Source organism: Roseobacter sp. MH60115 (genome assembly GCF_015644665.1).
Classification (GTDB): Bacteria; Pseudomonadota; Alphaproteobacteria; order Rhodobacterales; family Rhodobacteraceae; genus Roseobacter.
On sequence record NZ_JADOBQ010000001.1, the window covers coordinates 1137016 to 1163157 of the forward strand.

Consider the following 26142-nt stretch of genomic DNA (forward strand, 5'->3'; position numbering starts at 1 on the left):
TTTGCAAAAAAAACAATTGACGACAACCTAAAATGTTTTTTACGCATAAAGAGCAATTTTGAGGTGTGGAACAAGAATGACGGGCCCTGGAGCCGATAGAGCTGCAAAGCCACCAGTGCTGGAAGCACGTGGGATATCAAAGCATTACGGCGGGATCGTGGCGCTTGATGAGGTGGGCCTCACCTTGAACGAAGGCGAAGTCCTGGCGGTGGTCGGCGACAATGGGGCGGGTAAATCGACGCTGATCAAAGCGCTGACCGGTGCGATTTCCAAGACAACGGGGGTCATTCGCTTTGACGGGACAGAGACAAAGATCGACACGCCCAGCGATGCGAAAGCGGCCGGGATAGAGACCGTCTATCAGGACCTCGCGCTGGTCAATGAAATCTCGATCACCAAGAATGTCTTTCTGGGGCGCGAGATCGTGCGCGACGACTGGCTCGGGCGCTGGTTTGGTGTCCTCGATTTCAAGAAGATGGACGCCGAGATCCGCGACCTCTTCGGCAAACTCGATATTCGGATCGCAGATATCTACCGCGACGCGGAAGCATTCTCAGGCGGCCAACGTCAGGCCGTTGCGCTGTCAAAGACGGTCATGTTCGGCAAACGCGTTGCCATTCTGGATGAACCAACAGCGGCGCTGGGGGTGCGCGAAAGCAAGATGGCGATGGACCTGGTGCGTTCTCTCAAAGACCACGGTCTGTCGGTGATCATGATCACCCATAATATGCAGCATGTCCTGAACTACTGTGACCGCGTGATGGTGCTCCGACTGGGCCGCCTGGTTGCCGTGCGCAAGGTGGCGGAGGTGGACGGCGATACGTTGGTCGGCCTGATCACGGGCGCCAAAGAAACCGAGGGCCAGGCATGAGTAGCGCAGACAGCCAAACCGGTATTTCAAACCCCGGCACCAGCGCGGGAGGTCTAGAGCTGGCCAGGCACAACTTCATGCAGATCTGGCAGGTCCTCGCGGCGCTGGCGCTGATATACGGGTTCTTCTTTCTGATGTCGCCGCCGTTTCGCAGCATCGACACGTTGCTGTCGATCTTCGGGCAGGCGTCTATTTTGGCCATTCTCGCCTGTGGCACAACGATTGTTCTGATCTCGGGCGGGCTGGATCTGTCCGTGGGCTCGATCTTTGCGGTGGTCGGTGTTTCGGTTGGTATTTTCATGGCCGAATGGGGCCTGCCGCCGGTTGCTGCCGTCGGGCTCGGGCTGGTGATCGGGGCCGCCTTGGGCGCGCTGAACGGAACCATACAGGTGCTGACAAAGGTCCCTGCCTTCATTGTCACGCTTGGGGGTTTGACTGCCTACAAGGGGCTGGCTGAAATCCTGGCGAGCGGGCGTGATTTGTCGCGTTTTCCTGATGGGTTCAAGTTTCTCGGGTCCGGCAACACCGTGCCCATGCTGATCATGTTTGCAGCGGCCATTCTGACCGGATTGTTCCTGACCAAGACACGCCTTGGCAGCCGGGCTTTTGCCATCGGCGGCAACGAGGAGGTTGCGCGCCTGTCCGGCGTGCCGGTCGCCAAAAGCCGCATCTACTACTACATGCTGGGCGGTCTGCTGGCGGGTCTTGCGGCAATTGTCGAGGTCGCGAAGTTGAACTTTGCCATGCCCGCGCGTGGTCAAAGCTATGAACTCTACGCCATTGCGGCTGTGGTCATCGGCGGCACCAGTCTTTTTGGCGGGCGTGGAGGGGTCGGAAAGACGCTTCTGGGCATGTTCATCATGCAAACCATCATTGTCGGACTGTCCTACCTGGGTGTCGGCACCTCATACCAGCGCATTGCAATCGGGGCGATCATCATTGTCGCCGTCTATTGGGATGTCTGGCGACGCACGGCGCGGTGAATGATCTTATCGCCGCGCATATCAAAGCCCGCCAACGGGCGTCATCAAGTACTTCTGGGAGGAAACTATGAAGTTCAATATCACAAAGACTGTTTTTGCAGCTGCAACGGCTGTCGGCATTGCCAGTGCGGCCTACGCCGAGGACCTGCGGATCGCCTATACGGGCTATTCCACGGATAACACCTTCTGGATCGGCGTCGCGACCGCCGCTGCGGGTGAAGCCAAAGCGCAGGGGATCGAATTCATCGATATGACGGCCTCCTCGCCGGATTCAGCCGCGCAGAAAGATGCTGTGGACCGCGCGATCGATATGGGTGTGGACGGGATCATCATCGGCTCCGTCGACAATCGCGCGTTTGATGCCTCGCTCGACAATGCGGCGTCCAAGGGCATTCCGGTGGTTGCCGTTGACACAGGCATTGACCACTCACATGTATCGAGCCTCGTTCAGACCGACAATCTGGCGGCTGCCGGTATCGCAGGCGACTACATCGTGGAACAATTGGGCGGTGAGGGGTCGGTTCTGATCCTGGGCGGCTCTGCGGGTCACCAAACCGGGAACGCCCGTCGTGACGGCGTCCTCACAGCGGCAGAAGCTGCGGGTCACGAAGTCATCTTCCAGATTTGCGATTGGCAGGATGCCTGTGCGTTCGAAACAACGACGAACTTCCTGCAGTCAAACCCCGATATCAAGGCCATCTTCTCCGCGTGGGATCCGGGCGCCCTGGCGGCGGTCTCTGCCTCGCAGGCATTGGGCAAGCTGGACAATCTGGTCATCGTTGGATTTGACGGCAACCCGGCCAACCTCGTTGCCATCAGCGAGGGGGAGCAATCGGCGACCATCAAGCAGGACAACACCCGCATGGGGATCGAATCTGTTCAGAACCTCGTCAGCATCATCAAGGGCAAGGATGCTCCTGCCGTTGTGCCAATCGATGGCATTCTGATCACCGGCGATAACGTCGCCGACTTCCAGTAAAGACTTCCCGGACGGCGGCTCTGTCGGGTCGCCGTCCCGTTCCTTGATTGAAAGACCTGGCATGCAATCTCTTGTCATCGACGACATCGGGCACACAGCGTTTCGCGACACGGACGCCGTCGCGCCGGGCCCGGGAGAGGTTCTGCTCGACGTCGCCTTTGTCGGGTTATGTGGCAGTGATCTGAACACATTTCTGGGCCTGAATCCGCTGGTCGAGCTGCCGCGCATCCCCGGGCATGAGATCGGCGGCACGGTTGCGGCCCGTGGTCCCGACGTGGACCCGGAGTTTGCCGTGGGGCAGGGGGCAATCGTCATTCCCTACACAACCTGCGGCACCTGCCTGTCCTGTCGCAAGGGGCGGGTGAATGCCTGCCAATTCAACAAAACGCTGGGGGTGCAGCAAGATGGTGGGTTGCGTACCCAGATCGTTCTGAAGACTGATCGCCTCATCCCCAATGACAGCCTGTCACTCAAACACATGGCGCTGGTGGAGCCGCTGTCGGTCGGGTTCCATGCCGTCTCCCGCGGGTCCGTGTCCGCCGCCGATACCGTCTTGGTTCTGGGCGGCGGTATGATCGGTGTGGGGGCAATCCTGGGGGCGAAAGCCCGTGGTGCAAAGGTCATCGTCAGCGAAGTGGCCGACAGCAAGATCGACACCCTGCGCGCGTTGAAGGTTGACGGTGTCGTGAACCCGATGACCGACAGTCTTTCCGAGGCGGTGTCGGCGTTGACGCAAGGGGCCGGGCCGGATGTAGTGATCGAGGCGGTGGGGCTTGGTGAAACTTTTCGCGCCGCCGTTGATCTTGCGCCGTTTTCCGGGCGTGTCGTCTACGTCGGATATGCCAAATCAGAGGTCAGCTACGACACCAAGTTTTTCAACCTCAAAGAACTGGACATTTTTGGATCCCGGAACGCAACGCTCTCCGATTTCAAGGAGGTGATTGCCTATCTTGAAACCCATCCATCGATTGCCGACCGGCTCATCACCAAAGTGATCCCCTGGACCGAGGCGGATCAGGCTCTGGCGCATTGGGTGAGCCACCGCGACGCCGTGTTCAAGATCATGATCGATATGAAGGACGCGCAATGAACCTGGATCCAGTCTATGGGCTTGAAGGGCAACGTGCGCTGGTCACCGGCGGCGGTACTGGCATCGGCAAGGCCATTGCCAACTGCCTTGCGCAAAGCGGCGCAGAGGTGACACTCGCCGGTCGGCGCGCGGAGGTGCTGAGCGCGGCGGCGCAAGAGATTGGCCATGGCTGCAAAACGGTTGTGTTGGATATCACAGACACCGCCGGTCTGGCAGATGCAGAAGCGGAGATAGGCCCACTGGACATCCTGGTCAACAATGCGGGCAACACGCTGAAGAAGGCTTTTGAAGACCAGACGCTCGCGGAGTTCGACCAGGTTTTTGACGTGCATGTGCGCGGCGCCTTGGAGCTCAGCCGTCTTGTGATGCGGCGCATGCTGGCCGAGGATCGCGCGGGCAATGTACAGTTCTTATCTTCGATGACAGCGTTTATTGGGCAACCCATGGTCTCCGGCTACACGATCTCGAAAACGGCCATAAACGGCGTGGTGCGTGGTCTGTCTGCGGAATTCGCATCGCGGGGGATACGCGTCAACGGCGTGGCGCCGGGGTGGATCGACACCGACATCTTTCGCAACGCCACCAGGGGTGATCCCGCACGCAAGGAAAAAATCATGAGCCGCATCCCGATGGGGCATCTGGGCCAAACGGAAGACATCGGCTGGTGCTGCGCATTTCTGGCCTCGCCAGCGGCAAGATACATCAATGGTCAGGTCATCCTGGTCGATGGCGGCGGCGCAACCGGATTTTGATGGATGGCTTGATATGGCAATTGATTTTGAGAAGATAAGAACCGATCTCTTCACCGCCGTGATTGGCGATGTGCTGGATCAACGGGGGTACACCCATCAATTTCTAGCCGCCGGCATCGTGCCACTGGTCCCCGGCACCCGGCTTGTCGGCCGGGCAATGACAGTCCTGGAAGCGCCCTATACGGACGGTGCCGGGCGGGGCCCGCTCTCCGACAAACCGTTCGGGTTGATGTTTGAAGCTCTGGACGATCTGAAGCCCGGCGAGATATACATCGCCGACGGCACGTCGCTCAGCTGCGCTCTATGGGGAGGATTGATGTCGACGCGCGCCCTGCACCTCAACGCGGCTGGCGCGATCCTGAACGGTTATGTGCGTGATACGTCCGAAATCCGCAAGCTGGGGTTCCCTGTCTTTTCGCGCGGTGCCTATGCGCAGGACCAAGGTGTGCGGGGCAAAGTCGTGGACTACCGGATGCCGCTTCAGATCGGCGCTGTCTCGATCCGGGACGGCGATCTGATCGTCGCCGATGATGAGGGTGTCCTGATCGTGCCGCAAGAGGTGGAGGCCGAGGTGATCGCGGCGGCGGAAGAGAAAGTGGCGACTGAAAACGAGGTCGCTATTGCGATCAAGGGTGGTATGAGCACGGTCGACGCGTTTCGCAAATTCGGGGTCATGTGACATACCATGACGCCGAGAACCGGAAGAATATGGAATGTCACGCAGCAGCAGCACCTTCAAGGAAGGCTATAATCGCGCGCTCGATATCATTGGCTCTGTCGGACCCAATGCCGATTTGCCGACCGAAGTAACACTTTCCCAAGAGCTGGATGTCAGCCGCACAACCGTGCGGGGTATCCTGACGGGATTGCAAAACGCAGGCATTATCGAATGGTCGGGTCGGTCGAAGCGGGTTTTGCGCAGACCAAGGAAGGCGGAGTATTTCCCGGCTTCGGAAACGGAATCTGTTACCGAGAAACTGTCCTCCCTGTTCATGGAATACATATTCGCAAGCGAGCTGACCCCCGGCGCCACGCTGCGCGAGACGGATTTGGCCAAGGAGTTTGGCGTCAGTTCCACGGTGATACGGGAGTTTCTGATCCGCTTCTCCCGCTTTGGCCTGATTGAAAAAACGCCAAATCGTCACTGGGTTCTGAACGGTTTTACCCGAGCATTTGCCGAGGAGCTTTTTGCGGTCCGCGAAATGTTCGAAAAGAGGTGTTTTGAAGAGTTTCTGGCCGGAGGTGCAGACCGGCATCTGGAGACGATCAAGTTGCGGGCGGAACACGAGGCCATCGCAGAGAACATCGCCGATGACTATCTGCTCTTCCCCCGTTTGGACGAGAAATTCCACCGGGTCTGGATCGACAGTTTCGGCAACCGGTTTGTGCAGGATTTTTTCGAACTGATTTCTCTCGTCTTTCACTATCACTACCGCTGGAACAAGCGCGATGAACTTGAACGCAACCACTATGCGATTGTTCAGCATCTGGAGATTATCTCGGCCCTCGAAAGCTCTGATGCGGATCGCGCCATGGTGGCTTTTCAAGCGCATATCGATCACGCCAGGGAAACCTTGCTGGCATCGGCGGTGTGGGACGGAAAACCCTAGCGTGCGAAGTGATCGTGCCTGGTCTGTGTTTGAACACTCCCTCTCTCCATCCCCATCCACGGGATCGATACCTCACCGGGATCTTGCGGCTTAAGGAGCTTTGTAACCTGTTGCCATTATTGCCGCGACCTGGACATCGGGGACGTACTGAGAGCCGGGGCCGACAGTGAAGTGCGGGATGAGGCACCCCATCTGATGTCAAGGACGATAACTCAGGCGGGTGGAGAGAACGGCCACGGTGTCAGCGGCTGGAGCGCGAGCTTTTCAATCCGCTCTATTCCTTGAAATCCAATCGCGCGCCGACCCAAGGGAGGACCGTCTTTTCCAATCTGTCGCCGATATGTTGCCGATGATCGCCCGCGTAGACATCCAATTGATGTGGAACGCGCTCTTCGCCAAGCCTTTGTGACAGATCGAGTGTCCCCGCAGGAATGTGCAGGAATTGGTCGCCAAGTCCTACCCCCAGTCCCAGCCCGCGTAGGTCCCGAAGGTTTGCGCGAGCCGAGCGCACCTGCCGCGTCGGGAAGACGTCCGCATAGGCATCGAATGTCTGGTCATCGAGAACGACCTCCCCCCGCACGATCTCGAACGGAAAGTGCCCGTAGACCGGTTCATGGTTTGGCGCGGGGCTGAATGCAGTTACAATTCCGAGAATGGCAATAGGGTAGAAGTCCTGACGATCAATAAGTGCCTGAATGTCGTTCTGGTCTTTGACGGTTGACGCGCGCCGCCACGCATCATTGCCGAAGCCGAGATCCTCCGTCGGTGCCAAGCAGCACGGGCTCATAGCCCAAACCACCGAATAGATACCGGGATGGGCCATGGCAAGATGAATTGCCCCATATCCCCCCATGGAGTGGCCGATCACGGCGCGGCTTTCCGGAGAGGCAAGGGTGCGGAAATTGGTGTCGACAAACCCGACGAGATTATCGGTGATGTAGTCCGCCCAGTTCCCGCTCACCGAAGAGTTCCAGTAGTATCCTCCACCATATCGGTTCCCGCCGTTTGGCATCACCGCGATCAGGGGCTCAAGGCGCTCGCGCGCGATAAGCCGGTCCAGAATGGCAGGGACGTCATAGTTCTCGATCCAAACCCCGTAGTCGTCGAAGATGCCGTGTAACAGATACACAACCGGAAAACGAGCATCCGGCTGTTGATCGTAGCCGGGCGGCAGGTAGATAGCAGCGTTCTGCATACTTGGGGTTCCCAGCAGATTTCCGTCAAGGGATGGTGCTGGCGTCTCAAGTTCGACGACCCGGCCCGAAGGATACTGCGCCAGCTGAGCAAAGGCGCCTAAGGTGCCAACGGCGAGGCCGACCGCAATGGTAACCCCCATAGGAGTAACATACGCATCGGAGATCTCCCCACATGTAAATGAGATTCACATAAGGGGAAATTTGATCGTCAGTCAATGGCGTCGGTTTACGCATGGTCAAACAGACGGCTTTTCCTGCGCACTATGAATTTTATCAGTGAGGAAACGCCAATCTACCGATCAGCGTCCGTTCCGGGAAAGCCGCCATGCGGCGTTCATGACCGCAAAATGGCTGGAACGGGCCGTCTTCACGGATCGAATTTGGCTCGTCGGTCAGCTACTGCGCTACCGCCAAGTCTGGCAGAGAACCCCTAGTACCTACATGCGGCGGCGATCACTAACGCTCGACTTGGTTGAGCGGCCGTCGCTTGACAGCCACTCCCGATCTGTCTGACGTGACTGGTTCGAATGCAGATGTTCGGCGTTGCAGCGCGTCTCTGATCTGATCTGACCAAGCCTGAGCGTCGCGCGGACACGGCGATGTGCTCACGTCAGAATGTCGAAATCCTGAAACACATATCCATCACCGTAGTCGGTTTGCTGGCGGAGTTTCAGTGTGAGCGAGTGCCGAAACGGCGCGAACAAGGGAGTACCATTGCCCAACACGATGGGCGCACGCTTTAATCGCAAGCCCTGCAAATGGCCGAGCTCCAAGAGCGCGGTGGCCAGAATGCCACCCCCGCACAGGTAGATCGGGGAGGGGCTGTTACTTCGCAATTCCGACAGCCAGGCATCGTCCAGCGCCCGCCGTACGATCACCGCGGCCTCATCGGGCAAGCGGATACTCTGCGAGACAACGTAGGAGGCCGCCTTCGGGTAAGGGTTTTCGCCCGGTTTCAGACCGAAGTCGTAGCCGACTTCATAAGTGGCGCGGCCCATCAGGACTGTCTTGTAGGTGGAGAGCCGTGCGAAATAGTCTTCGACGACCTGTTCTGTATGTGGAAATGCGGAAACGTCATTGTTTGGTCCCGCGATAAAGCCATCGGCGGAAACCGCCACGTCATAGACAATCGGTTGCATTGAATGCTCCTGATGTTGAAAGCCAAGTGGTAGGTCCGCTTGTTGCGGACGGATCGGATCAGGCTTTCAATGTCATCGGCAGGGTCCTCCAGAGTTAGGACGTTTAAATTACCACCACGCGTGCCGCGCCGTCAATCTGTGATGCCGGTCGGATGCCGGAGTGGCGTTCGGCTCTCTCTATCATTGGTTTGTCCGGTTGGCGGCGCCTGCAGGTCTTTCGCCATATAGGCCAGGTTGAACGTCGCACCGTTGCAGGCCGTCAGGCCGATGTCCTGCAGGACTGTGTATCCGCACCCCTGATACAGCAGCTTTCCGACCGGTGTGGCCAAAAGCTCCATGGACGTGTAGCCGGCCAATCTCGCAGAGGTCTCGGCAATGGCAACCACCATGCGTCCGATGCCTTTTCGCGCCATGGCCGGATCGGTGTACATCGCGCGTAGACACGCGGTGTTCGTCGAGCGAATTTGTGCCGTTGGTGCTACCGGCTCTTTCGTGTGCACAAGCCCGTCCCGAAAGCTCCATCCGCCGGACGCGCGGATCAGGCCGCCAATCTCGATCACGAAATAGGTTTGATCCTCGATCAGCCACGGGTCGAGCGCGGTGAATTCCATCGAGGCAATCTGCTGGGACGGGTCCAGGAACGGCCCCAGCAGATCGCGTGTTGCCAGCTTGGCCAGCGCCTCAATTGTCACCAGATCGTCTTTCCGGGCCAGCCGGACGGAAAGTCGGGGCGTCGGCATTGTCGCTTACCAGTTCCGGACGGTTTGGAAACCGTCACCTGTCACGACAACTTCGCGATAGGTGCCGGACGCATCGCCGTCCGGGGTGAATTCCACCGAACTCGCGCCGACATAGTCGATCTGACCACCAGCGCGCAGAATGCGGAGCGCCTTGGCAATTTCGCCTGCACCGATGGGTGTTCCGGGCGCGTTTGCCACAGTGTGAATTGCCCGCGCGACATCCGCGCTGTTGGTCGAACGCGCCGCTTGCATGGCAAGAACAAGAACGGCGGCGGCGTCGTAGGCCTCTGCCCGATAGGGGCCCTGACCGTCGATCCCGTTTTCGTGCAGCATCGCCTCGAAACTCGCCGAGGCGGCACCGGAAGTCCCGGGCAACGTGCCAATGGCCCCCGCGATCGCGCCGCCAAACGCGTCCAGAATACTATCCGCCACCATCCCGTCGGGCAGCACGAACCGGTCGAATGCGCCAAGATCCAAAGCTGTCTGAAGGATCGCGCGACCGCCCTGGTCTGCATAACCGGCCACCACCAACACCTTTGCGCCACTGGCGGCCAAGGCACCGACCTCGGCTGAATAGTCGCCCTTGCCGTCCGTATGTGGCAGTTCGATGGCTACCTTGCCGCCAAGGCGGGTGAAAGCGTCACGGAACGACGATGCAAGACCCGCGCCATAGTCGTTGGCGGTATAGGTGACCGCGACGGTCTCAATGCCCCGTGCTTTCAGAACGTCGGCCAGGACTTCACCCTGCCGGGCATCAGAGGGCGCAGTCCGAAAGAACAATCCCCGGTCGTCCAGTTCGGTCAGGCCGGGAGATGTGGCCGTTGGCGAAATCGACAGGATGCCATGCGGAACCGCAACCTGCGCGACGACCGCCGAGGCAGCGCCAGAGCAATCCGCACCGATCAGCGCGACGACACCTTCGCTGGTCACCAGCCGCTCGGCAGCGGCAACCGCGAGCGCCGTGTCGATACAGGTGCTGTCGGCGCGGACAGGTTCGATTGTCCGCCCCTCCAGAAAGAGCCCGGACGCGCTGGCTTCGCTCAGCGCCAGTTCGGCGGACGCCGCGACCTCCGGAGCCATCGACTCGATGGGTCCTGTGAAGCCAAAGAGCAGCCCGATGCGAAGCGGTTGGTCGGCAATGGCCGTGCCGGGCATCACGGTCCCGATCAGGGTGGCAAGGATGAGGTTTTTCAGCATGTGTGTCTCCATCATCGTGGTCCAAGCGGACGTCAGAAGCGCCGCAGGCGACGGATTTCCAGGTCGATCTTCTCCCGACAGATGCCGACGTCCTTCAGCAAATGGTCCGGAAGCGAATGCAGATGCTGGGCATCTTTCCGAAAACGCCGGTGGAACAGGCCTCCCAAAAACCGATGCCGCAGTGAAGGGGCGTGAGCGTTTCCATTGAACATGTCGATCTCCGTACCGTTGTCTCGCTTAAGAACTAGCAAGGCGCAGTGGATCGGATTTCGTGAATTTTCGTCTTCAAGCGTGATTTTCTATCGAAATTAGTCTACTTTCCGACATAATTTCTCGATTGCCGAGATTACTCTTTGCTTGACGGAGGCACATGGAAAAGCTCGACGACTTCGATCACCGCCTGCTGGACTTGCTGCAGGTCGACAGCAGGCAAACCGCCGCAGAACTCTCCGAAAAGCTGGGGTTGTCGCCAGCGGCTTGTAGTCGGCGGGTGCTTCGGCTGCGCAAGTCCGGCGTGATCGAGCGCGAGATTGCGATTGTTGCGCCAAAGTACCAAAATGCCGCCACCCGCGTGATCGTTCTTCTGTCCATCGCCCGTGACAATCCGCAACGGATCGACATTCTCAAGCAAAAGCTCCGTCGCTTGCCGGAGGTAGAGCGTGTTTTCTACGTCACCGGTGATGCGGACCTGGCCATTATCGTCAGATGCGCTTCGATGGAGGATTACGCGACCTTCACGGAAACGCATCTTTTCGAGCCGCCTCTCACCGGCTTTGAAAGCCTCGTCGTGCTTCGTGAATACAACAAGGACATGACGCCGGTCAGCCATCGCGAGCCGGGAGACGATCTATGACGCGTCGCTACCGCCCACGGACCTGCTGACCTCGAAGCGGACGCGTTCATCTGCGACATACGCCCTCAACACACCTGACCACTTTTGCCCCTCGCCATCTCATGCGTTCTTCCAAGTCTTGCGGAAACAGAAGCCCGCGCTGCTGTGCACGGCAACCTGACCACCTGCAGACCGGCTCAACGCACTGGCTATCTTGAAGGTGGAGAGCCTGCCACAGGTGTCTGATAGGGCGACTCATCCCACGCCGGAATTTGCAGCCCTGATCCGCACGGCAGAGAAAAGCGTGCTGCATCCAGCCGTTTTGCTTGCGGTCGGCTCGATCCACAATCGGGCTGAGTTTAGGCAATTTACGTGCCTGCGCCCTGACCGATCGCCATTCGCCATGGCAAAACGCTGTTGATCGAAGACATGCTGGCGCTGACCTGTTTGAAGATCGGCCCAGAGATGTGTTTGCCGGTCTTCCACCTGCCGAAGTCGGATGTGCAGGCGTCGCTTATGGCATTTGAACGCGTCACCCATTGCTGAACAAAAATACAGTGAAGCACGCCTACCGAAAATGGACAGGTGTAAAAGAGTGACAGGCGCGAGAGGACTCAAGCGTTTTGAGATCGCCGATGTCGGTCGGAGCATTGGTGGAACCGGACCGCACACGTGGAAAGTATTCCAAGTCCCATCCAAAAGCATTTCACTAGCCTTGCGTCTCTCCATATTTAATCTGGCTTTCCCCACAACGTCGCGCGTAGACGGTACGCAACGCGTCTTCGAACGCCCGTGTCAGGTCCGGTTTGCTATTCCCATCGGGGATGAAATAGCCGATTTCGACGTCCATTTGCGGCTCCCAGTCGATAAGGCGCACTTTGCCTTCAAGCTCGGGGTCCAGGGCCACCGGATCGGCAAAGGTGAAGCCGAGGCCACGTTCCACGAGGCGATAGGCGGCGGAGCCCAGGGATACCTCATGGGCCACGTCGAGATGCGTACCGGTCGCCGCGATTTCGCGATCCGCGATGCGGCGGATGACGGTGGTCTCGTCCAGCGCGATGTAGGGCACGCCAGCCATGTCCGGCGGGCGTAGAACATAGCGGGTGGCAAGCGGATGATCCCGAGCGATGGCGATCTTGAGCGGGGCGGTGCCCAGTCGCACTGGGGCAGGGTGGTCCACCGGCAAGGGCAGGGCGGTCACGCCAATATCGTAACGGTCGTTCATCATGCGCCGCCCCAGATCGCGGCGCGGATGGATTTCGAGCTTCATGGGCTGATCGGCGAACGCCGCGCGGATGAGTGCGATCGCGGGAATGATGAGCCCGTTCACGATCCGGGTTTGTGCGATGATGCGAAAGGGCTCGGGGCGATCGCTTTGAATGCGCTGGACGAACCCCGGTAGCGCTTCGATCTGCGACAGGATGCGCAGCGCTTCGGGATAGAAAGCTTCGGCCTCTGCCGTCGGGATCAGGCGACGGCTGTCGCGGTGAAAAAGGTGAATGTCGAACTCTTCCTCCAGCAGCTGTAACAGACGGCTGGCGGCGGATTGGCTGAGATGCATGGTCTGGGCGGCCCGCGCCAGCGTGCCTTCTTCCATCACGAGGGCAAAGATCTTGAGGCTGCGCAGGTTCATTGTTCGAATTTTTCGATCCGTACTTCTGATAATTGCGTTTTTTCTACGGCATCGATTGCGATAGCGTAACCCCATCTTTGTCAGAACGGGCCGCGAACAGGCACCGATGACCGATGGGAGGATATGATGAAACGACGTGACTTTATCCGGACGGGTCTGTCCGCGTCCGCGCTGCTGACGGCAGGTCCGGCGCTGACGGAATGGGCGCCGCGGCGGCCCATCAATGCCATTCTGCCCTATTCCGCAGGGGGCGGAACCGACGCGCTGGCCCGGGCGGCTGCGGCCTCGGCCGATGGCATTTTGCCAGTGCCGCTGGTCATCGTGAACAAGCCCGGCTCCTCCGGTATCACCGGCGCGACCGAGGCGGCAATGGCCCGGCCGGACGGCACCACGGTGATGGTGACCTCGGCGGGGTCGTTCCTGCTGACCTCGATGCTGCGGGACACCGATGTGACCCCGTTTGACAGCTTTGACATCATCGCGCAGATCGGGAACCTGACCCCGGCGGTGATTGTGCCGGCAAACAGCCCGTTCCAATCGGTGCAGGATCTTGTCGATGCGGCACGTGCCAATCCCGGCGGTCTGAGGTGGGCACATAATGGGCGCGGCGGGTTCCACCAGGTGGCAGGGCAGAGCTTTCTCAACCGCAACGGGCTTGAGGCACAGGATGTCCCGTTCAAAGGCGGCGGCCCAACGCGCGCCGCAGTGATCGGCGAACAGGTCGATTTCGCCTTTGTCGGCATCCAGCAGGCCGCGGGGTTCGAGAACGAGCTGCGCGTGCTGGCGTTGGTCGCGCCCGAGCGTGACCCTATTCGTGACGATGTGCCGACCCTGGCGGAGCTGGGCTTTGACTACGTCGCCGTATTCTCGCCCATCGTCTTCTTTGCGCCCAAGGGCACTGATCCCGAGATCGTATCGGGCATGGAGCAGGCGTTGAGGGCCATCACCGAGACCCAACAATTTGCGGATCTCATGCGGGAGCGCGGCAATGTCCCGGCCTTTTTGACAGGGGCCGAGACCGAAGCGCGCCTGCGCGAGATGCAGGACCAAACCCGGCCCGTGATCGACGCCCTGAAAGAGCAGGGCTGAGGCGCGTGACCCCAGGAACGTCTCCCACCCCTCGGGTGGTCGGTGTGGCGCTGATCCTGATCGGGATGGGCGCCACGCTCACATCGATGGGCATCGCTCTGGACCCATACGGGCGGTGGGGTGCGCGGCTGTTTCCGCTTGCGGGGTCGGTGGCGCTGATCCTGCTGGGCGCGGCAGAGCTGCGTCAGGCCCCGGGGGCCAGTGCGGTCGAGCGGCGGCACCTGCCGGCCATCGCCGCGCTGCTGGTGTTGTCCGTGGGGTATGTCTGGGCCATCTCTGCCGTCGGGTACCTGATCGCCACGGCGGTCGCGGCCCCTGCGGCGTTGTGGATTTTTGGCGTGCGGCGTCCTCTGGGCCTGCTCACCGCAGCGATTTCGTGCCCGGTGGCCTATCACGTGGTGTTTTTCGAGCTGCTGGGCGTGTTTCCTCCGCTGGGGCGATACGTCGACCTTCTGGATGTGGTCGGAGGCGTTTGATGGACATCTTTCCTGCCCTGATTGGCGTGCTCGCAGATCCTGTGCTGCTGGGCTGGGTGCTGCTGGCCGCTGTCGTCGGTATGGTCGTGGGGGCGATCCCTGGCCTGACGGCCTCGGCTGCCATTGCGATGCTTCTGCCCCTGACCTTTTACATGGAGCCGCTTCCGGCGCTTGCCTTCCTCTATGTCATCGGAAAATCGGGGCGATACGGCGGGTCCATCGCGGCCATTCTGTTCAACACGCCCGGCACGGCGGCCTCTGCGGCGACGCAGCTGGATGGCTATCCGCTGGCGCGGCAGGGCAAGGCCAGCAAGGCGATGAAGGTGGCGACCATTTCGTCGGTGATCGGTGATTTCACCGGGGAGATCCTGTTGATCGCGGGCGTGGCCTGGATTGCCGCCATTGCACTGAAGCTGGGACCGCCCGAGCTGTTTGCGGTCTATTTTGCGGCCTTCATCGTGATCGGGTCGGTGATCGGCAAGTCCGTCACGCGCGGGCTGGCGTCGGCGGCCTTGGGCATCCTCGTGGCGATGATCGGGCTCGATCCTATCAGCTCGACCGAGCGGTTCACCTTCGGCAGTTTCCATCTGACCAACGGCATCGGACTGGTGCCTCTGATGATCGGGATTTTTGTGCTGGGCGAGGTCTTTGCCCAGATCGAGGACCGTGGCAGGGCGCCCGCGCTGATGGCAACGGATGATCCGGCGCGCAACCGGCTCAGCTGGGCGGAGTACCGGCCCTGCCTGCCACATGTGGCCCGTTCGTCCCTGATCGGGGCGTTCATCGGCATGCTGCCGGGGCTGGGCTCGGCCATTGCCGCCTTCGTGGCCTATGGCGAGGGCAAGCGGCGTGCGCGCGACCCAGAGGCCTGGGGCACCGGCGCGCTGGAAGGGGTCGCAGCCCCCGAGGCGGCCAACAACGCGGTCAGTGGCCCGTCCATGGCGCCTCTGCTGACACTGGGCATTCCCGGCTCGACCATCGGCGCGATCCTGATCGGGGTGTTCCTGATCCACGGCATCCAGATCGGGCCAACAATGTTCCTGACCAGCCGGGATCTGGTCTATGCGCTATTTGCCTGTGGGCTGATCGGGATCGCGATCTACGGGGTCATCGGCTATTTCGGCGCCGCCTTTGTCGGGCGGTTCATCACGCGGGTGCCGACGCGGGTGCTGTATCCGGTAATCTTTCTGACGTCTTTCGTGGCGGCCTATACCTCGCGCGGCAACCTCTTTGATGTCTACGTCATGGTGGCGGCGGGCTTTGCCGGGTGGGCCATGCGCAAACTTGATTTCAACCCGGCGGCCTTTGTCATTTCCTTTGTCTTGGCGGGCGGGGCGGAGGAGACGTTTCGCCAGGCGCTGCTGCTGTCGGACAATGGGTTGATGATCTTTGTGACGCGACCCGTGGCGCTTGTGTTTCTGTTGATCGGTCTGGCGGCCCTTCTGGTTCGGGTACGAAGCCTGCGCCGTCAGACGCGGGCGGCGGTGATGACACCATGACCGCCCCGCTGGAGGGCATCCGGGTCATCGATTGGACTCATGTGCTGGCCGGACCAGCTTGCGCCTACTACCTCGGTCTGCTGGGCGCGGAGGTCATCAAGGTCGAACGCCCGGGCCGCGGTGACGCGATGCGCCATCGCGGCGGCAGCGACAAGGCACGGGCAGCGGCGGGCATGAGCACGGCCTATATGACGCAAGCCGCAGGCAAGCAGTCGCTGGCCCTGGATCTGGGCACCGCTGCGGGGCGTGCAGTGTTTCACCGGCTGCTCCGGTCGGCGGATGTGCTCGTGGAAAACCACCGGCCCGCGACACTTGAGCGTTTGGACCTGACCGAGGGCGCCACCCGCGCGATCAACCCGCGCCTGATCCACTGTGCCATGACGGGCTACGGGCGGGGCAACGACATGGCCGGCGCTCCGGCCTATGACGTCAACATCCAGGCGATCAGCGGGTTGATGACCTTGACAGGCACGGTCGAGACGGGGCCGACCCGCACGGGCGCACCGATCATAGACTATGCCACGGGGCTCGCCGGTGCGCTGGGAGTGATGTCGGCGCTGATGACCCGGACGCGGACGGGGAAGGGGGCCTTTGTCGATGTCTCGATGCTCGAGACGGCGTTCAGCCTGATGAGTTCGACGATCGCCGACTACCGCCTGACCGGCACCGCGCCCAGGGCACGCGGCAACGCGGCCAACAGCCGCTCGCCCTCGTCCGGGGTGTTTAAATGCGCCGAGGGGCAGATCAGCCTCGGCGTGAACGAAGAGGGCCAGTTCCGTGCCTTTGCTCGCGCGCTTGACCGGGCAGAGTGGCTGGACGATCCCCGCTTTGGCAATCCAGAGGCCAGGGATCGCAACGGAGTGGCGCTTGGACAGGCGATATCCGGCGTCTTATGCACGCAATCGGCCGACGTATGGGAGCAGGTCCTGATGGCAGCGGGCGTGCCGTGTGCGCGGTTGCGGACGCTGCCCGAGGCGCTTGACCTGACCGCGTCCCTGCAACGTGGTTTCGCCGCGCGGGGGAGCGCTGGCTTCTGCGGCCTGCCGTTTGCGATGGCGGCGGCACCGGATCCGACCAATGCAACAGATCCACAAGCGCTCGGCGCGGATACGGGCGCGGTGCTCGGTGATCTGGGGTATGCGCCATCGGAGGTCGAAGACCTTCAGGCGCAGGGTGTTATCGGCTTCGGCAAATGATCGAAAATCCTTTGCGATGATGCTGTGGAACGGACCAAGCCGCATTGATCCGCTGCCGCGAAGACGGTGGGTGTGGGTCAAACCACAAGCGCAATCGGGCGACCATGGACCCTCATGCAGCAATGATCTGGAAAATCTTCCTCACCTCGTTCGGCTGCATTGCAGCATCGGTTCAGCGGAGCGTTATCGGCTTTCAACCGGCGGATACGGCAAGAGTTTGCTTGGCGGGCATTTCTGCGGCGAAGCTGATGATCGTTGAACGGCCAATCTGACCTATGCAAAAGCTGAGACGAGCTGAAGCCTCATCGGGTTCGCATCTGACCAAACGCCAGCAGGTCAAACATTTCTGCGTTTGGTTCACGATGGCCGATATTGGTCGTGAGGGGTTACCACTTCACTTCCTGAGGTTCGGTTGCCAGAAGCGAACCTGTCAGTGCCTCAATGTCTTTCATCGGGGGCTGCCCGAACTGCCTGCGGTACTCGCGGCTGAACTGTGAGGGGCTTTCGTAGCCGACAGAGAACGCAGCCTGCGCGGCAGATCTGGCCTCAAAAAGCATCAGTCGCCGCGCCTCCTGCAGGCGCAATCGTTTGTGATACTGCAAGGGCGACATCAAGGTCGCAGACTTGAAGTGATGATGCAGCGCGGATGGCTGCAGGTGCGCTTCTTCGGCAAGACGGGCCAGCTCAAATGGCGCGCGGTAGTTTTTCTTGATCAGAGCGATGGCCCGCGCGATCTGCCGCCCCTGTCCCGGACCGTAGACGCTGCGCAGGACGGCCTGCCCACCAGGTGCCCGTATGATCCGGTAGAGGAGTTCACGCTCATAAAGCTGTGCCAAGGCCGGTATGTCGTCGGGCGTGTCCAACAATTGCACAAGACGCGTCGCCGCATCCACGATGTCCGGTGTCGTCTCTCCCAGAAAGAGGCCCGGACCCCTGGCGGGGGGCGCCTGCTCCCACGGTATGGTTGCGGCCAGATCGGACAGAACTGCGGCATCGATCCCGAACCGGATGCAGAGATAGGGCGCCGCCCGATCGGCGGTCGTGATCTGACCAATGATCGGCAGATCGAATGAGACAACGAGGTATTTGGCGGCATCGTACTCATAGATGTGATCCGCGACCATGACCCGCTTTGCCCCCTGCACCACGATGCAGAGCGCAGGCTCGTGAACGGCGTGCAGATCCTGTGTGGGTCGCGCGCTGCGGATCAGGTCCAGCCGGGGAACGGCTGTTGCGTGAATGCCGTCCCTGTCTGCACATCGGGCAACCAACGTCGCAAGGCGATCAACTGAGCTGTTCATCCGTTTTCCCCTTATCCCTGCGCAGAGCCAGGGCCTTTCGGTGCAACATCATCTAGGGGCAGATCAACGGTTTTCCCACCGACGCGGAGAATTGGGCAATCATCCCGTGAGATCGTTCTACCGCTGGGCGCAGCGGCCTGCACAGATCTGCTGCAGAAGGCGCCCCCGGCTAAGGGGGTGCCAGATGCCAGGAGGTTGATATGGCGAAGGATAGAAAAGTGTGGTTCATCACCGGCGCGTCGCGCGGTATTGGACTGGATATCGCAAAGGCCGCGCTGAGCGCCGGTGACCGGGTTGTGGCGACAGGGCGTGACGCGGGCGCAGTCAAAACAGCCTTGCCGGACACGGATGATGCCATCGCGCTGCAACTGGATGTGACCGATCCCAAGCAAGCCACGACAGCGGTTGCAGAGGCTATGGAGCAGTTTGGGCGGATCGATGTCCTGGTCAACAATGCCGGATATGGCCAGCTCGGTGTGTTCGAGGAGATCGGGCACGACGCCATTCTTCGGCAGTTTGACACCAATCTGCACGGCACCTTGCACGTCACCCGCGCCGTGCTGCCAGTGATGCGCCGCAACACATCGGGTCATATCTTCAACCTCTCGTCCATTGGCGGTGCACTGGGGTTCGACATCGCGTCGATCTACTGCGCGACCAAGTTCGCGGTGGAGGGCTTTTCGGAATGCCTCGCACTTGAGGTGAAGCCGTTCAATATCGGTGTGACCATCGTGCAGCCGGGCTTCTTCCGTACTGATTTTCTTGATGAGAGATCAATCCGGTTTTCGGAGAGGGCGATCAGCGATTATGCCGACTACGCCCAAGCGACGCAGGGGTTCTATACCTCGCAGAACCATGCCCAGGCGGGAGATCCGGCAAAGCTTGGCGCCGCGCTTGTGCGGCTTTCCCGCGAAAAGACGCCGCCGCTCCGCTACGCTGCGGGGTCAGATGCTCACGAATATCTGAGCGGGGCCTATGAAGCACGCATGGCCGAGCTGTCAGACTGGCAAAAGCTGTCCAAGTCGACGGATGGCGCGGCCGTGTCCGCCGCCTGATCGCCGAAGTCTCAACATTCAAAATGCCCACTGACCGGGCAGAATCCTCTCACCGCACTCAAGAAGGACGGACCATGACCATTCAGAACACCACGTTTTCGGCTGTCGCCCTGACGATTGGACTGACCATATCACCCGCGACTGCACAGACTGACGAAGGACGCACAATGCCCGACACGACGCAAGAACGTCTTCAGCAGGGGGCCGATGTCATTCTGAAACTGAACAACGGCGTGCCCCAGACAACGCTGGAAAACATGCGGCAGGAGTTCCCTTTCCTCGCAGACGCGACCCAGGCCTACGCGCTTGGTGATGTCTGGACGCGGCCCGGTCTCGATGATCGCACGCGCCAGCTCGCAGCTGTCGCCGCCTTTGCCGCCATGGGGGAACGCGGCCTGATGAAGATCCATGCGGGCTATGCGCTCAACGTCGGCGTCACGGAAGATGAGTTGAAGGAAATCGTCTACATGATCACCGTGCCCGCAGGCTTTCCGAAGGCAATTCTGGCCTCGCAAACCATGGCGGACCTCTTCGAAGAGCGACGCGCGGCTGGCGGCGGAGCGGAGCAGTGAGGAGGTCGGAGCGTGGGCTGCAAACACGCATTCTCGCAACCCTGGCTGTCGCCATGACCGGATCCGTCGCGCAGGGACAATTCGTCACCACCGATTTCCCGCAATCTCCCCGACCGGAGGCCGCGACGGAGCCGCAGACCCACGGGTTTGTCGGCATGTGGGTGACGGAAGACGGACATATCTGCCACAGTCTTTTGCCGAACGGACGCTACGACGAAGCGCGCGGCAGCCGGGAAAGTGCCTATCAGGGCCGGTATCATGTCACCGGCGATATCATCCAATACTGGGATGACACCGGGTTCTACGCGGATGGGCAATTCCGCGACGGGGCCCTCTATCACGGTGGCTACATCTTCTACCGCCGGGAGTGATGGGGCGTCCCAGCCAAGACATGTCTTGAAGCCACCTAAGGAGCCGACCATGTCTTTGAAGAATTTCCGATCTATCGCGCTGATCTTAGGTCTTTCTGTCTGCCTGCCAGCGCTGAGCAATCGTCCGGCCAACGCCGCAGACCGGTTGGTCGAAGAGACCAATCGCCAGATCGTCCGTGACGCCTTCGAGGGCTGGGAAGCAGGGACATTCAATATCTTCGACTTACTTGATGCGGATGTCGTCTGGACCATCATGGGCTTTGATCCGGTCGTCTCTGGCACGTATCGCGGCAAGGAAGATCTCCTGTCGCGGACGGTGGCGCCATTCAACGCACGCATGAGCGAAGGGCTCAGTCCGACGGTGCACGAGGTCTGGGCGGATGGCGACGATGTTCTGGTGCGTTTCGATGGCCAAGGCAGAACGGCAGCCGGTGACATCTACAGAAACCACTATCTTTGGATATTCACGATGCAGGAGGGTGCCGTCACAGAGGTGACCGCGTTCCTCGATATGGCAGCCTTTGCAGCGCTCCTCGCGCGCGATCCGGCAAGTGCTGTAGATGAAAGGACCGATTGAACGCACTTTCGGTCTCTGGCCTCGCGCGCCTTATGCGAGATTGCGCCCTTCCCATCATAGAGGCAGAGGAACCATGATCGGCATCCGCGTTATGGCTTCGCCGCCGCCTACAACCGCCAAATGGCGTAAAACGCCCAGGGGTCTCGCGCAGAGTGATCGCGATACCGTCAGGAGCCGCCTTGGGGCGCACCACGTGAGGCCGTGTCGCAATTCGCCATGTCATTTCTCCACCCCTCCGCGAGCTGCGCGACGGTGATCCCGTGTAACGACATCTCGAACTGCCGTCTTGCGGCGGCCAAAGCCGCATTGGTCGCGGCATAGGCTGATTTCGCGAGCAGACAGGTTGGGTCGTCCGCATCGTTGCCAATGGCAAAAAGCTGCGGGGAGCCCAAAGCCTCGTAGATCACCAGAAGCGTGATCTGGTCCAGCGGCTTTGCCAGGGACCACCCCCCGCCATGGCCCTTGGTCGACGCAACGATCCCCGCATCCCGCAAACCCGACATGGTTCGCCGTACCACCGCGGCGTTTGTCTGCAGCATCTGCGCGATCTGCGCGGAGGTGGCAGGCGCGTCCATCCCGTCCAGATGGAGCAGGGCATGAAGCACACGGGAAAGTCGATTGTCCTGTCGCATGAGGTTTTCTATCAGCCTCTCGCAACATTTGAAAGCACAAGAGATTGACTCTCACTCTCTCATGATACATACGAAGTTACATGAATGTTGCATCCAAATCTGATCACAACCCCGACCGTGCCGCCGCAAACCGGTGGGCAGCGCTCTCCGTTCTGTTCATCGCCAACTTCATGAACCTGATCGACGTCAGCATCGTGAACGTGGCCTTGCCGCAGATACAGGCGGACACGCGCGCAACTCCGACGCAACTCGAATGGATCGCTGCAATCTATGTGTTGGCCCTCGCGGTCGGCCTCCTGCCGTGCGGGCGCTTCGGCGATGTCTTCGGACGGCGGCGGATGTTCGTCTGGGGGTTGATGGGGTTCACCCTGTCCTCCGCCATCTGCGGTCTCGCGCCGGATGTCTTCAGCCTGATCGTGGCCCGCGCGCTGAAAGGCATCGCAGCGGCGATGATGGTCCCTCAGGTTCTCGCCATCGCGCATGTGATCTTTCCGCCTGAGGAAAGATCCCGCGTTTTTGGCATGTTCGGAACGGTGTCCAGTCTGGCGGTCGTGGCTGGTCCCATCATCGGCGGTGCGCTGATCTCTGCGGATATTGGCGGTCTAGGCTGGCGCCTGGCCTTCCTGGTCAACATCCCACTTGGTCTCGCCGCGCTGATCGGCACGCGCTTGTTTGTCCCGGAACTGGATACGGACACCCGTACGCGCCCCGACTGGATCGGGACGGCATTGTTCAGCATCGCCGCCGTCTTGCTTGTTCTGCCGCTGATCGAAGGTCGCGCCCTTGGATGGCCGTGGTGGTGCTTTGCCGCGATTGCCGCGTCGGGTCCGGTGGCGTTTGGCTTCATTGTGTATGAGCGGAGACGCAGCGCGGCGGGCCAGCCGGCGCTGATGCCACCCGGTCTTCTGGCAAACGGGCCTTACCTGCGACGGCTCGGGCTGGTGGCGCTGTTCTTCAGCGGCATCCCCGGTCTCTTCCTCGTCCTCGCGGTCTTTCTGCAATCGGGCTTTGGTCTGACGGCGCTGCAAAGCGGCCTCGTGACCACTCCCTTCCCGGTGGGGGTCATGCTGGCCTCGATGACAACAGAGCGGTTTGGAAATCACTATCTGTCGCTGCGCATCGCAACAGGGGCGGCGCTGCTTGTGATCGGCATGATCTGGCTGCGGAGCGTCATTCTATCCACGGGCGCAGAGCTGAATCCTTATGCGTTCACACCGCCGCTGCTGATCTGTGGCTTTGGCATTGGCACGGCAATCATGTCTCTCTTCCAGGTGACCATGTCGAGCGTTGAGACACAGGATGCCGGTGCAGGCTCCGGGGCCATGCAAGCCTTTCAACAGATCGGTGCGGCGCTTGGTATTGCCATTGCCGGCACCATCTTCTTCGGGTCGCTCGGTGAAGGCGGAATGGAGATAGAGGCGGACATCGCACCGCGTTTCGTGCACGCCGCGGCGACCGCAACGCATTATTCGATCGCCGTATTTGCAACGCTCGCAGTATTGGTCGGCGTTTCAGCATTGAGCGCAGGAAAGGATACAAAGTGACAATCCCCGAAGCCCATGAAAACCCCACCGCCTTCTGGGAAGGCCACTATGCGCGGATGACCAATCCCTCCGGCGGGCGTCCATCTGCCATCCTCGTGCGCTTCACGGAGGGCCGCACACCCGGTCGTGCGCTCGATCTTGGCTGCGCGCGGGGTGACGATGCGATCTGGCTTGCGAAACAGGGTTGGACCAGCACAGGTGTTGATGTCGCGGGGTCGGCGCTGGACGCAGCGCGGCGCGCGGCAGAAAACGCCGGCGTCGCAGGTAAAACCCGATTTGAGCAGCGCGATCTCGGCGTATCAATCCCGGACGGTAAATTCGATCTGGTGACGGCCATGTTCCTGCACTCACCAGGCCGGTTTGACCGGGTGTCGGTACTGCAACGCGCCGCAAATTCAGTGGCGGCGGGTGGTTTGCTGCTGATTGGCGCGCATGGGTCCCGTGCCCCCTGGTCATGGGCGGGTCCGGATACGATCTATCCAACCGCCGAGGACGAGTTGACCGATCTCGATTTGAATCCGTCTGAATGGGATCGGGTCTTTGTCGGCCCCCTGGAGCGGACTGCAAACGGACCAGATGGGCAGGTGGCCGTGGTCATCGATACCGTGATCGCGGTGGAGCGTCGGATGAGCGGGTCCAGGATTTGATGAGTAGGAGGTCCGGCTTGTTCCGAATTGGGTCGGTTGAAACTGTCCGCTCTCGCCCTCGCGGCGAATGTCTCCCGTTGCGGACCGCACCGCAGCGTCGAGATCAAAGGGCCAATGTCCGCCAAGAGCCAATCTTCGCCGAGGCGGAAGCTCAGCCCAGTTTCAGCCGTGATCGGGCGAGATACGCTCCATCACACTGTCGAATCGGGCCAAGCTGATGGAGGCTCTGTTTCCCGCATAGTCATGATAATGGGATTTGCCTGAAGAGTTGGGCAGTCCTGCCCAGATCTTTGCAAGGTTGTTCATGAAGGACTGGCGATCCAAGGTGCCTGCGCGAAAATGGTGGAGTCCAGCTTCGGCAAGCAGAATATTGGCAAGCCTATCCTGCACGGATGGGCTGAAGCGTTGGCTGGGCTTCAGACCTGCTTTGATCACCAAACGGCGCAGGGTGTCGGGTATGAACTGATAGCGTCCAATCGCATGGGGTTGTCCCGGTGTCCGGTCTATCCAGGCGAATATCTCTTCCAACGTCATGTGCGATGGCTTGTTTTTTGGCCTGATCAGCGCGCCATTTTGAATGGCATCATAGCCGTCAGCACGCGATTCTGCCTCTTGGATAAGATCACGGATCATTTCCACATCACGCCCGTGCAATCCCAATACGGGTTCGTTTGAAAAAATTGGCGCTACAGCAGGTCTATCAGCAAATAAGCCTCGCTCTCTGCCTACGAAGAGGCCGGAGATACTGGCGTTGTCGGTGCTGTTCGTCGCCAGAAACAAGCTTCCCGGGGTTGGCTCGGCTTGCGCGACAACCGCTGACGTCATCAACACAGCCATATAAAGTCTAAAAGTCATCCGCGTTCCAAAAAATCATGATTAACAGCGACTATGCATCAAACAAGTTGCGATCCTGTTAGCTTCGGCTTTGAGGCTGTGAGCGGCTTGCCGAACGCCGCATGGAAGGCTGATGCGGCGCACGGCATGAATGTCAGCACCGGCTTTTCGGACAGTGGCTCACACCAAACCTGTGAATGGGCCGTGTAGAGAAACATATTTACAAAGACCCCAATGACTTACGTGATTTTGCCTTGATCAAGACAGTTGAGGGTTCAGATCAGCGTCCACAGCAATCGTTTTCGCGTCGCGTTGCTTTTTGATCGGGTGATCGGCGCAGCGGCGCCCGTTGGAAAGATTGAAATACCTACCCCGCCGATGCGGGATAGGTTTCCCATGCTGGGTAGAATTTAAGACGCTGCCTTGATCTTTGCGACGGCCTCTTCCGTGCTCCACACGGCGTTTGCCATATAGCGGAAGTTGATCAGAGCGGCGAGATATCCGTCGCCCTCGGGCAGCATGGCCGCAGCGGTGGCGTCCCGCACGACGGCAACTTCGAACCCGTCTTCGAGCAGTTCACGCATATGGCTCTCAGTGCAGAGGTTGGCCGACATACCCGCCAGGATGACCTGATCGACACCTTGTTTACGGAGCTGCAGGGACAGGTCGTTGGTGTCGTTGCCATAGACCTTGTGCGGCGATGTCACGATGGTTTTGCCGTCTTCGATGTATTTCTTGTATTGCGGCATCCAATCCGCGCCAGATCCGTCAAAGCCGTCGAGGTTCAACGGGCCCTTGCGGTCGAACATGCCGATCTTGTGCATCAGTTTTTCCAGTGCGCCCTCGAACTTCCAACCGTGATCGGTTGGGTAGTAGTAGTGCGGGGAGACGGCTGTCGTGATATCGGCACCCTTGGCTGCTTTGAACAGAGCTTCGATGTTGTCGACAGTATTGTGCTCCATCACGCTGGCCCCGATGACACCCCAGGTCACGCCCTCGGGGTGCAGGAAATCCACCTGCGGGTCCGTCACAACCAGAGCGGCGCGCGACAGATCAAGCTCCATGTCGGACGGTGGCAACGCAGGCTCTGCCGGTGCCGCGTAAGGGTTGGCCTGCTGCGCAGTGGCGGCTGTTGTGCCGACCGCGACGGAGGCCGCCGCCGCTGTGGCCGCGACACCGCCGCGTAGCGCGGCGCGACGCGTGAGGGTTTGGCGATTGTGGTGGTGATCGTGATCATCGCAGTTGCACATTGGGTGGTTCCTTCTGTTGTGTTTCGATGACCCAAAGCTAGGAATGGCGAGGTGTCTTTTCGTCTTGATTTGGTGCC

At 60.3% G+C, this 26142-nt stretch carries 28 protein-coding genes; 18 read left to right on the forward strand and 10 right to left on the reverse strand.

The features are described from left to right. The first annotated feature begins 76 nt into the window (after positions 1-76). The 7 genes from ISX84_RS05335 to ISX84_RS05365 all read left to right on the forward strand — a co-directional run bounded on the left by ISX84_RS05335 (position 77) and on the right by ISX84_RS05365 (position 6285). Positions 77-871 (forward strand): ATP-binding cassette domain-containing protein, encoded by a 795-nt coding sequence (locus tag ISX84_RS05335; RefSeq protein ID WP_195819265.1) that lies wholly within the window; start codon positions 77-79, stop codon positions 869-871. Continuing rightward, positions 868-1854: an ABC transporter permease gene (locus ISX84_RS05340; RefSeq protein ID WP_195819266.1), complete on the forward strand. Its 987-nt coding sequence runs from the start codon at positions 868-870 to the stop codon at positions 1852-1854. The genes ISX84_RS05335 and ISX84_RS05340 overlap by 4 nt, the downstream gene beginning before the upstream one ends. Positions 1855-1921: 67 nt before the next feature. Next, entirely contained in the window at positions 1922-2833 is a 912-nt protein-coding gene (locus ISX84_RS05345; RefSeq protein WP_195819267.1) for a sugar ABC transporter substrate-binding protein, read from the forward strand. A gap of 61 nt (positions 2834-2894) precedes the next feature. Further along, positions 2895-3923, forward strand: coding sequence for a zinc-binding alcohol dehydrogenase family protein (locus tag ISX84_RS05350; RefSeq protein ID WP_195819268.1), 1029 nt, complete (start codon positions 2895-2897; stop codon positions 3921-3923). Next, complete coding sequence (locus ISX84_RS05355) at positions 3920-4675, forward strand: SDR family NAD(P)-dependent oxidoreductase (protein ID WP_195819269.1); 756 nt, start codon at positions 3920-3922, stop codon at positions 4673-4675. Before ISX84_RS05350 ends, ISX84_RS05355 begins: the two co-directional genes overlap by 4 nt. Before the next feature lie 13 nt (positions 4676-4688). Further along, positions 4689-5354: an RraA family protein gene (locus tag ISX84_RS05360; RefSeq protein ID WP_195819270.1), complete on the forward strand. Its 666-nt coding sequence runs from the start codon at positions 4689-4691 to the stop codon at positions 5352-5354. 34 nt (positions 5355-5388) lie between these two features. Continuing rightward, the gene (locus tag ISX84_RS05365; RefSeq protein WP_195819271.1) at positions 5389-6285 is read left to right on the forward strand and encodes a GntR family transcriptional regulator; all 897 of its coding nucleotides are present in this window, start codon (positions 5389-5391) and stop codon (positions 6283-6285) included. A 274-nt stretch (positions 6286-6559) separates the two neighbouring features. Here ISX84_RS05365 and ISX84_RS05370 read toward each other — a convergent pair whose 3' ends face one another. The 5 genes from ISX84_RS05370 to ISX84_RS05390 form a co-directional block, all read right to left on the reverse strand. Next, the gene (locus tag ISX84_RS05370; RefSeq protein ID WP_195819272.1) at positions 6560-7621 is read right to left on the reverse strand and encodes an alpha/beta hydrolase-fold protein; all 1062 of its coding nucleotides are present in this window, start codon (positions 7619-7621) and stop codon (positions 6560-6562) included. 465 nt (positions 7622-8086) lie between these two features. Beyond that, entirely contained in the window at positions 8087-8620 is a 534-nt protein-coding gene (locus ISX84_RS05375) for a dihydrofolate reductase family protein (protein ID WP_195819273.1), read from the reverse strand. A gap of 131 nt (positions 8621-8751) precedes the next feature. After that, positions 8752-9360 carry a GNAT family N-acetyltransferase gene (locus ISX84_RS05380; protein WP_195819274.1) on the reverse strand — a complete coding sequence of 203 codons (609 nt, stop codon included), beginning with the start codon at positions 9358-9360 and terminating at the stop codon, positions 8752-8754. A 6-nt stretch (positions 9361-9366) separates the two neighbouring features. Beyond that, the gene (locus tag ISX84_RS05385) at positions 9367-10557 is read right to left on the reverse strand and encodes an ABC transporter substrate-binding protein (RefSeq protein ID WP_229884074.1); all 1191 of its coding nucleotides are present in this window, start codon (positions 10555-10557) and stop codon (positions 9367-9369) included. 32 nt (positions 10558-10589) lie between these two features. Continuing rightward, positions 10590-10769, reverse strand: a complete 180-nt coding sequence (locus tag ISX84_RS05390) for a DUF1127 domain-containing protein (RefSeq protein WP_195819276.1) — start codon at positions 10767-10769, stop codon at positions 10590-10592. 158 nt (positions 10770-10927) lie between these two features. Between ISX84_RS05390 and ISX84_RS05395 the strand changes: the two genes are divergently transcribed. Further along, positions 10928-11410, forward strand: coding sequence for an Lrp/AsnC family transcriptional regulator (locus ISX84_RS05395; RefSeq protein WP_195819277.1), 483 nt, complete (start codon positions 10928-10930; stop codon positions 11408-11410). A 688-nt stretch (positions 11411-12098) separates the two neighbouring features. Here the strand turns inward: ISX84_RS05395 and ISX84_RS05400 are convergent. Then, a complete protein-coding gene (locus tag ISX84_RS05400) occupies positions 12099-13022 on the reverse strand; it encodes a LysR family transcriptional regulator (protein ID WP_195819278.1) in 924 nt (307 codons plus the stop codon). 126 nt (positions 13023-13148) lie between these two features. Here ISX84_RS05400 and ISX84_RS05405 point away from each other — a divergent pair, with 126 nt between their 5' ends. The 4 genes from ISX84_RS05405 to ISX84_RS05420 are packed head-to-tail and all read left to right on the forward strand — an operon-like array spanning position 13149 to position 17282. Continuing rightward, positions 13149-14111 (forward strand): tripartite tricarboxylate transporter substrate binding protein, encoded by a 963-nt coding sequence (locus ISX84_RS05405; RefSeq protein WP_195819279.1) that lies wholly within the window; start codon positions 13149-13151, stop codon positions 14109-14111. Between the two features lie 5 nt (positions 14112-14116). Continuing rightward, positions 14117-14587 carry a tripartite tricarboxylate transporter TctB family protein gene (locus ISX84_RS05410; protein ID WP_195819280.1) on the forward strand — a complete coding sequence of 157 codons (471 nt, stop codon included), beginning with the start codon at positions 14117-14119 and terminating at the stop codon, positions 14585-14587. Beyond that, entirely contained in the window at positions 14587-16086 is a 1500-nt protein-coding gene (locus ISX84_RS05415; protein WP_195819281.1) for a tripartite tricarboxylate transporter permease, read from the forward strand. Before ISX84_RS05410 ends, ISX84_RS05415 begins: the two co-directional genes overlap by 1 nt. Then, entirely contained in the window at positions 16083-17282 is a 1200-nt protein-coding gene (locus ISX84_RS05420; RefSeq protein ID WP_195819282.1) for a CaiB/BaiF CoA transferase family protein, read from the forward strand. The genes ISX84_RS05415 and ISX84_RS05420 overlap by 4 nt, the downstream gene beginning before the upstream one ends. Before the next feature lie 386 nt (positions 17283-17668). Here ISX84_RS05420 and ISX84_RS05425 read toward each other — a convergent pair whose 3' ends face one another. Then, positions 17669-18583, reverse strand: a complete 915-nt coding sequence (locus ISX84_RS05425; RefSeq protein ID WP_195819283.1) for an AraC family transcriptional regulator — start codon at positions 18581-18583, stop codon at positions 17669-17671. A 200-nt stretch (positions 18584-18783) separates the two neighbouring features. Between ISX84_RS05425 and ISX84_RS05430 the strand changes: the two genes are divergently transcribed. The 4 genes from ISX84_RS05430 to ISX84_RS05445 all read left to right on the forward strand — a co-directional run bounded on the left by ISX84_RS05430 (position 18784) and on the right by ISX84_RS05445 (position 21158). Then, positions 18784-19638, forward strand: coding sequence for an SDR family NAD(P)-dependent oxidoreductase (locus ISX84_RS05430; RefSeq protein ID WP_195819284.1), 855 nt, complete (start codon positions 18784-18786; stop codon positions 19636-19638). Between the two features lie 74 nt (positions 19639-19712). Further along, on the forward strand, positions 19713-20210 hold the full coding sequence (locus ISX84_RS05435) for a carboxymuconolactone decarboxylase family protein (RefSeq protein WP_229884075.1): 498 nt from the start codon (positions 19713-19715) through the stop codon (positions 20208-20210). Positions 20211-20263: 53 nt separating this feature from the next. Then, entirely contained in the window at positions 20264-20581 is a 318-nt protein-coding gene (locus ISX84_RS05440; RefSeq protein WP_195819285.1) for an Atu4866 domain-containing protein, read from the forward strand. A gap of 49 nt (positions 20582-20630) precedes the next feature. Further along, positions 20631-21158 (forward strand): nuclear transport factor 2 family protein, encoded by a 528-nt coding sequence (locus ISX84_RS05445; RefSeq protein WP_195819286.1) that lies wholly within the window; start codon positions 20631-20633, stop codon positions 21156-21158. Positions 21159-21325: 167 nt separating this feature from the next. On the opposite strand, the gene ISX84_RS05450 is transcribed toward ISX84_RS05445, so the two are convergent. Further along, positions 21326-21790, reverse strand: a complete 465-nt coding sequence (locus ISX84_RS05450; protein ID WP_195819287.1) for an RrF2 family transcriptional regulator — start codon at positions 21788-21790, stop codon at positions 21326-21328. 80 nt (positions 21791-21870) lie between these two features. Here ISX84_RS05450 and ISX84_RS05455 point away from each other — a divergent pair, with 80 nt between their 5' ends. Both ISX84_RS05455 and ISX84_RS05460 read left to right on the forward strand, forming a co-directional pair. Continuing rightward, positions 21871-23334, forward strand: a complete 1464-nt coding sequence (locus tag ISX84_RS05455) for an MFS transporter (RefSeq protein WP_195819288.1) — start codon at positions 21871-21873, stop codon at positions 23332-23334. Then, positions 23331-23981: a class I SAM-dependent methyltransferase gene (locus ISX84_RS05460; protein ID WP_326838704.1), complete on the forward strand. Its 651-nt coding sequence runs from the start codon at positions 23331-23333 to the stop codon at positions 23979-23981. Before ISX84_RS05455 ends, ISX84_RS05460 begins: the two co-directional genes overlap by 4 nt. A gap of 162 nt (positions 23982-24143) precedes the next feature. Here the strand turns inward: ISX84_RS05460 and ISX84_RS05465 are convergent, their stop codons facing one another. Continuing rightward, the gene (locus tag ISX84_RS05465) at positions 24144-24836 is read right to left on the reverse strand and encodes a hypothetical protein (protein ID WP_195819289.1); all 693 of its coding nucleotides are present in this window, start codon (positions 24834-24836) and stop codon (positions 24144-24146) included. 389 nt (positions 24837-25225) lie between these two features. Beyond that, entirely contained in the window at positions 25226-26065 is an 840-nt protein-coding gene (locus ISX84_RS05470) for a cysteine hydrolase (protein WP_195819290.1), read from the reverse strand. Between the last annotated feature and the right edge of the window lie 77 nt (positions 26066-26142).

Bases quoted from the DNA above. Each gene is read 5' to 3' on its own strand.
- ISX84_RS05335 (WP_195819265.1), top strand. From the start codon at position 77: ATGACGGGCCCTGGAGCCGATAGAGCTGCAAAGCCACCAGTGCTGGAA.
- ISX84_RS05340 (WP_195819266.1), top strand. From the start codon at position 868: ATGAGTAGCGCAGACAGCCAAACCGGTATTTCAAACCCCGGCACCAGC.
- ISX84_RS05345 (WP_195819267.1), top strand. From the start codon at position 1,922: ATGAAGTTCAATATCACAAAGACTGTTTTTGCAGCTGCAACGGCTGTC.
- ISX84_RS05350 (WP_195819268.1), top strand. From the start codon at position 2,895: ATGCAATCTCTTGTCATCGACGACATCGGGCACACAGCGTTTCGCGAC.
- ISX84_RS05355 (WP_195819269.1), top strand. From the start codon at position 3,920: ATGAACCTGGATCCAGTCTATGGGCTTGAAGGGCAACGTGCGCTGGTC.
- ISX84_RS05360 (WP_195819270.1), top strand. From the start codon at position 4,689: ATGGCAATTGATTTTGAGAAGATAAGAACCGATCTCTTCACCGCCGTG.
- ISX84_RS05365 (WP_195819271.1), top strand. From the start codon at position 5,389: ATGTCACGCAGCAGCAGCACCTTCAAGGAAGGCTATAATCGCGCGCTC.
- ISX84_RS05370 (WP_195819272.1), bottom strand. From the start codon at position 7,621: ATGGGGGTTACCATTGCGGTCGGCCTCGCCGTTGGCACCTTAGGCGCC.
- ISX84_RS05375 (WP_195819273.1), bottom strand. From the start codon at position 8,620: ATGCAACCGATTGTCTATGACGTGGCGGTTTCCGCCGATGGCTTTATC.
- ISX84_RS05380 (WP_195819274.1), bottom strand. From the start codon at position 9,360: ATGCCGACGCCCCGACTTTCCGTCCGGCTGGCCCGGAAAGACGATCTG.
- ISX84_RS05385 (WP_229884074.1), bottom strand. From the start codon at position 10,557: ATGCTGAAAAACCTCATCCTTGCCACCCTGATCGGGACCGTGATGCCC.
- ISX84_RS05390 (WP_195819276.1), bottom strand. From the start codon at position 10,769: ATGTTCAATGGAAACGCTCACGCCCCTTCACTGCGGCATCGGTTTTTG.
- ISX84_RS05395 (WP_195819277.1), top strand. From the start codon at position 10,928: ATGGAAAAGCTCGACGACTTCGATCACCGCCTGCTGGACTTGCTGCAG.
- ISX84_RS05400 (WP_195819278.1), bottom strand. From the start codon at position 13,022: ATGAACCTGCGCAGCCTCAAGATCTTTGCCCTCGTGATGGAAGAAGGC.
- ISX84_RS05405 (WP_195819279.1), top strand. From the start codon at position 13,149: ATGAAACGACGTGACTTTATCCGGACGGGTCTGTCCGCGTCCGCGCTG.
- ISX84_RS05415 (WP_195819281.1), top strand. From the start codon at position 14,587: ATGGACATCTTTCCTGCCCTGATTGGCGTGCTCGCAGATCCTGTGCTG.
- ISX84_RS05420 (WP_195819282.1), top strand. From the start codon at position 16,083: ATGACCGCCCCGCTGGAGGGCATCCGGGTCATCGATTGGACTCATGTG.
- ISX84_RS05425 (WP_195819283.1), bottom strand. From the start codon at position 18,583: ATGAACAGCTCAGTTGATCGCCTTGCGACGTTGGTTGCCCGATGTGCA.
- ISX84_RS05430 (WP_195819284.1), top strand. From the start codon at position 18,784: ATGGCGAAGGATAGAAAAGTGTGGTTCATCACCGGCGCGTCGCGCGGT.
- ISX84_RS05435 (WP_229884075.1), top strand. From the start codon at position 19,713: ATGACCATTCAGAACACCACGTTTTCGGCTGTCGCCCTGACGATTGGA.
- ISX84_RS05440 (WP_195819285.1), top strand. From the start codon at position 20,264: ATGACCGGATCCGTCGCGCAGGGACAATTCGTCACCACCGATTTCCCG.
- ISX84_RS05445 (WP_195819286.1), top strand. From the start codon at position 20,631: ATGTCTTTGAAGAATTTCCGATCTATCGCGCTGATCTTAGGTCTTTCT.
- ISX84_RS05450 (WP_195819287.1), bottom strand. From the start codon at position 21,790: ATGCGACAGGACAATCGACTTTCCCGTGTGCTTCATGCCCTGCTCCAT.
- ISX84_RS05455 (WP_195819288.1), top strand. From the start codon at position 21,871: ATGAATGTTGCATCCAAATCTGATCACAACCCCGACCGTGCCGCCGCA.
- ISX84_RS05465 (WP_195819289.1), bottom strand. From the start codon at position 24,836: ATGACTTTTAGACTTTATATGGCTGTGTTGATGACGTCAGCGGTTGTC.
- ISX84_RS05470 (WP_195819290.1), bottom strand. From the start codon at position 26,065: ATGTGCAACTGCGATGATCACGATCACCACCACAATCGCCAAACCCTC.